This window comes from Nocardiopsis protaetiae (assembly GCF_045446735.1).
GTDB classification, from domain to species: domain Bacteria; phylum Actinomycetota; class Actinomycetes; order Streptosporangiales; family Streptosporangiaceae; genus Nocardiopsis; species Nocardiopsis protaetiae.
This window is the reverse complement of the sequence record NZ_JBJJBV010000382.1, coordinates 1-5,033: the sequence shown is the minus strand read 5'-3', so window position 1 is coordinate 5,033 and position 5,033 is coordinate 1. Positions and strand designations below refer to the sequence as shown.

Genomic DNA, 5,033 nt, shown 5'->3' with positions numbered 1-5,033 from the left:
GCGGGTCGGCCCCGCCCCCGTACCCCGGCGGCCTCCTCCCGCCCCCGCCCAAGCCGCCCCGACCCCTCCCGCCGACCGCCCCCGAGTCCGGTCGTTCCGCTGATGCCGGGGGTGGGGCCGAGTTCCCGCCCGCTGCTTCGGCGGGCGGCAATGTCGCTCCGCCGGGTGGGCCGGGGCGGGATCGCCCGGGTGGTGTTCCCGACCGTCGTCCGCCGACCGCTCCGCCGGGCGGGCGGCCGCTTCCGGGCGGTTCGGCCGCGCACGGGGCCGGTTCTCCGCCGGGCGGGCTTTCCGCTGGCGGTGCCGGACTCCCGCCCGCTGCTTCGGCGGGCGGCAATGTCGCTCCGCCGGGTGGGCCGGGGCGGGATCGCCCGGGCGGTGTTCCCGATCGTCGTTCGCCCACCGCTCCGCCGGGCGGGCGGCCGCCCGTAGGTGACTTGGCCGCTGGCGGTTCGGCTGCGCACGGGTCCGGTCGCTCCGCTGATGCCGGGGGTGGGGCCGAGTTCCCGCCCGCTGCTTCGGCGGGCGGAGCCCCGGAAGGCGGCGCGCCGGGGGAGGGGCCGTCCGGCCGCCCGGGCCCGGGGGCGGGCGGTGGCGATGCCGGGGGTGCGGGTGGTGGTTCGGACGCCGGTAACCGGAGGGATCGGCGGACGGCCGCCGACCAGGGGGCTTCGGGGCCGACCGGTGGCGGGCGGTGGGGGAGCGCGGCGGACGGGGCGCCGGTGGGCGGGCGGCTGGCGCTGCGCAACCCGCTGGACATCATCGCCGGGATGCCCTACCTGGTGGGCGAGCCGCCCGACCCCGGGATCGTGGTGCTGGCGGCCAAGGGGGTCGGTGTGCACGCCGCGTTCTGCGGGGCGCTGGACGGGACGCACCGGCACCTGTCGCCCATGGAGCGGGCGCGGCCGCCGGTCGACATGGCCGTCGCCGAGGGCTGTAGCGGACTGCTCATCGTCGCCTACGGTCCGCCCGACCGGGTCACGCCCTACGTGGACGCCCTGATGCTCACCGCGCGTGAACGCCGGGTGAACATCATCGACGCCCTGCGCGTCACCGACGGGCGCTACTGGTCCTACACCTGCGTGTCCCCCACCTGCTGCCCGGCCGAGGGCACCGTCGTCAACGTCGACGGCTCACCGGTGCCCGCCGGCGCCGTTCTGCGCGGCATCACCCCCGCCCGGTCGCCCTGGGTCCCGCCCGCCGAGGTCGAGCGCATCCGCGCCCTGCTGGACCCTGTGGGCGCGTCCGAGCAGGCGGCGGTGGGGGCGGTCGCGGAGGCGTTCGCGGGCCGGATCCGAGCGCTGCCGGACAAGACCCGGATCGCCCGGGGCACGGCGGCGGTCCGGGCGGCCAGCGGCGGCGACGGGCTCCCCGGGCGCGAGGACACCGCCAGGCTGGGCGTCCACCTCGGGCACGTCCGGGTGCGGGACCGGGCCTGGTCGGCCATCACCGCGAGCACCGCCTCGCGCCACCGCGACCTGTGGGCCCACCTGGTCCGGCACCTGCCCGACCGCTGGCGGGCCGCCCCCGCCGCGCTCACCGCGGTCGCCGCCTGGCAGCAGGGCGACGACCTGCTCGCCATGGCCGCCGTGGAGACCGCCCTGGCCGCCGACCCCGGGTACTCCATGGCGGTGCTCATGGGGCGGGCGCTGGCCTGGGGGCTCCCGGTGGAACGGTGGCGCGATTCCACCGGGGAGGGGTGACCGACCGCTCGGGCGGCCCCCGCGATGGCGGGGGCACGACCCGCGACGCCCTAGGCTTGGAGGTATGCCGGAGTACATCTACACCATGAACAACGTGCGCAAGGCGCACGGCGACAAGGTCGTCCTGGACAACGTCTCGGGGTCGTTCCTGCCCGGAGCCAAGATCGGCGTCGTGGGCCCCAACGGTGCGGGTAAGTCGACGCTTCTGAAGATCATGGCCGGCATCGAGCAGCCGTCCAACGGCGAGGCGCGCCTCATGCCCGGGTTCACGGTCGGCCTGCTCGCCCAGGAACCCCACCTCGACGAGAGCAAGACCGTCCTGGAGAACGTCGAGGACGGCGTCGCCGAGACCAAGGCGATGCTGACCCGCTTCAACGAGATCGCCGAGCAGATGGCGACGGACTACTCCGACGACCTGCTCGAAGAAATGGGCAAGCTGCAGGAGCAGCTCGACCACCGCAACGCCTGGGACCTCGACAGCCAGCTCGCCCAGGCGATGGACGCGCTGCGCTGCCCGCCCGGGGACGCCGACGTCACCAGGCTCTCCGGTGGCGAGAAGCGCCGCGTCGCCCTGTGCAAGCTGCTGCTCGAACAGCCCGACCTGCTGCTCCTCGACGAGCCCACCAACCACCTCGACGCCGAGAGTGTCAACTGGCTGGAGCAGCACCTGGCCAAGTACCCGGGCACGATCATCGCGATCACCCACGACCGGTACTTCCTGGACCACGTGGCCACCTGGATCCTGGAGCTGGACCGCGGCCAGTTCTACCCCTACGAGGGCAACTACTCCACCTACCTGGAGACCAAGCAGGGCCGCCTGAAGGTCGAGGGGCAGAAGGACGCCAAGCGCGCCAAGCGCCTCAAGGACGAGCTGGAGTGGGTCCGCTCCAACGCCAAGGCCCGCCAGACCAAGAGCAAGGCCCGTCTCCAGCGCTACGAGGAGATGGCCGCCGAGGCCGACAAGACCCGCAAGCTGGACTTCGAGGAGATCCAGATCCCGCCGGGTCCGCGCCTGGGCACCACCGTGGTCGAGGTCAAGAACCTCACCAAGGGCTTCGGCGACCGCGTCCTCATCGAGGACCTCAGCTTCTCGCTGCCGCCCAACGGCATCGTCGGTGTCATCGGCCCCAACGGTGTCGGCAAGACCACCCTGTTCAAGATGATCGTCGGCGAGGAGACCCCGGACCAGGGCGTCATCAACGTCGGCGACACCGTCGAGATCTCCTACGTCGACCAGTACCGGGGCCGTATCGACGACTCCAAGAACGTCTGGGAGAGCATCTCCGACGGCGAGACCTTCATCCAGGTCGGCAAGGTCGAGATCCCCAGCCGCGCCTACGTCGCCGCGTTCGGCTTCAAGGGCTCCGACCAGCAGAAGAAGTCCGGCGTCCTGTCGGGCGGTGAGCGCAACCGCGTCAACCTGGCGCTCACCCTCAAGCAGGGCGGCAACCTGCTGCTCCTGGACGAGCCCACCAACGACCTCGACGTCGAGACCCTCGGCTCGCTGGAGAACGCGCTCCTGGACTTCCCGGGCTGCGCCGTGATCACCTCCCACGACCGCTGGTTCCTGGACCGCGTCGCCACGCACATCCTGGCCTGGGAGGGCGACGCCAACTGGTTCTGGTTCGAGGGCAACTTCGAGTCCTACGAGAAGAACAAGATCGAGCGCCTGGGCCCGGAGGCCGCGCGTCCGCACGCGGTCACCCACCGCAAGCTCACCCGCGACTAGCACCGGTCGGTCGGCGCCCGCGCCGACCGGCCCCGGGCACCCGCCGGGCGGGTCTCGGCGCCTGCCGGGCGCCCGCCCGGAGCCGTCGCACGAGGGGTCGCGGGACCGTCATCGGTCCCGCGGCCCCTTCGGCTTTATTCCCCGGGCCCTGCGGCCCTCGGAAGGGGGACGGAACGTCGCATACCCTAGGGGCGATGACTTCCGCGCGCGATGACCAGCAGAGCCCGGGCGAGGAGCCCGTGCACATGACGTTCTACGAGGCCGTGGGCGGTGAGGAGACCTTCACCCGCCTGGTCCGCCGCTTCTACGAGGGCGTGGCCGACGACCCCGTTCTGCGGCCCATGTACCCCGAGGAGGACCTGGGCCCGGCCGAGGAGCGGCTGCGGCTGTTCCTCATCCAGTACTGGGGCGGCCCCCGCACCTACAACGAGCTGCGCGGCCACCCCCGGCTGCGGATGCGCCACTTCCCGTTCCGCATCGGTGCCGCCGAACGCGACCTGTGGCTGCGGCACATGCGTGCCGCCGTCGACTCCCTGGACCTGCACGAGGTGCTGGAGCGGCAGCTGTGGGAGTACATGGTCATGGCGGCGCACAGCATGGTGAACGTTCCCGAGGAGGTGTCGCGCCCGGCGGTCGCCGACCCCACCCGGGTCGCCGTGTCCTCCGAGGCCGCCGACGACGAGGGTGACGACGGCGAGGTCGTCACCATCTCCCTCAAGTAGCCCGGCCTCCCCCAAGTGGTCCGGCGGTCCCGCATCCCGGGGCCGAGCGGCTCAGCACGCCCGGCGTACGCCGTCCGCGGGCCACCGCGGGCGGCCGTGCCCGGTCGGGAGCCGGTCGGGGCCGGGTCAGAGGTACTGCTTGAGGAAGGCGCGCTCGACGTCGTTGAGGCGCCTGGCGCGCTGCGCGGGCACGTCGAAGCCCACCAGCACCGTGCGGGCGCGCAGGTACACGTGGTCGTCGTCGAGGATCTCGTAGGCCAGCGAGAAGCTGGCGTTGCGCACCTCGGTCACCCACAGCTCCACCCGCACCGGCTCCGAACGCGGCAGCAGCGGCGCCACGTAGTCGGCCTCCTGGCGGGCCACCACCATGGCGCCGAACACCTCCTCGCCCTCGACCGCACCGCCGAAGCGCAGGAACGACACCCGGGCGTCTTCGAGGTAGGTCAGCATCCGGACGTTGTTGACGTGGTGCTGCGGGTCCAGGTCGGCGTAGCGGACCTGCGCCAGGTGCACGTGCCTGCGCGGCCCGTTCTCCGTCCGGGTGCCCGCGGCCTCCTCGGTCTGTGTCACGTCCTGTGTCCTCTCGTGGCTCTGCGGGGGGTCGGCCCGAGTCCGATTCTCCCAGTGCAGGGCGTGCGGGCACACGGGCGGGCACCTCCGGGCTCTGTGTCCTTGCTCTCCCGGGGGCGAGAGCGGCCCCACGCCGGAGCTGCTCCGGCCGCATGCCCGACCCGCCCCGCCGCACGCCGGACCTCCGGGCCTCACACCGGGCCCACGCAGGACCTGCCCCGCCGCACGTCGGACCTGCCCCGGCCTCATACCGGGCCCTGTCCCGGCCACCCGCCCGGCGGCGCACCCCGGACCGCGCTCCGGCCATCC

The 5,033-nt window shown here is 73.4% G+C and carries 4 protein-coding genes; 3 read left to right on the top strand and 1 reads right to left on the bottom strand.

All coding sequences use genetic code 11. The annotated features are described in order from the left end of the window. The first annotated feature begins 722 nt into the window (after positions 1-722). The 3 genes from ACJOT3_RS32365 to ACJOT3_RS32355 all read left to right on the top strand — a co-directional run bounded on the left by ACJOT3_RS32365 (position 723) and on the right by ACJOT3_RS32355 (position 4,154). Entirely contained in the window at positions 723-1,703 is a 981-nt protein-coding gene (locus ACJOT3_RS32365) for a DUF4192 domain-containing protein (RefSeq protein ID WP_406976936.1), read from the top strand. 64 nt (positions 1,704-1,767) lie between these two features. After that, a complete protein-coding gene (ettA, locus tag ACJOT3_RS32360) occupies positions 1,768-3,432 on the top strand; it encodes an energy-dependent translational throttle protein EttA (protein ID WP_406976935.1) in 1,665 nt (554 codons plus the stop codon). A 194-nt stretch (positions 3,433-3,626) separates the two neighbouring features. Beyond that, complete coding sequence (locus tag ACJOT3_RS32355) at positions 3,627-4,154, top strand: globin (RefSeq protein ID WP_406976934.1); 528 nt, start codon at positions 3,627-3,629, stop codon at positions 4,152-4,154. A gap of 126 nt (positions 4,155-4,280) precedes the next feature. Here the strand turns inward: ACJOT3_RS32355 and ACJOT3_RS32350 are convergent, their stop codons facing one another. Next, complete coding sequence (locus ACJOT3_RS32350; protein ID WP_406976933.1) at positions 4,281-4,724, bottom strand: acyl-CoA thioesterase; 444 nt, start codon at positions 4,722-4,724, stop codon at positions 4,281-4,283. Positions 4,725-5,033: the final 309 nt, after the last annotated feature.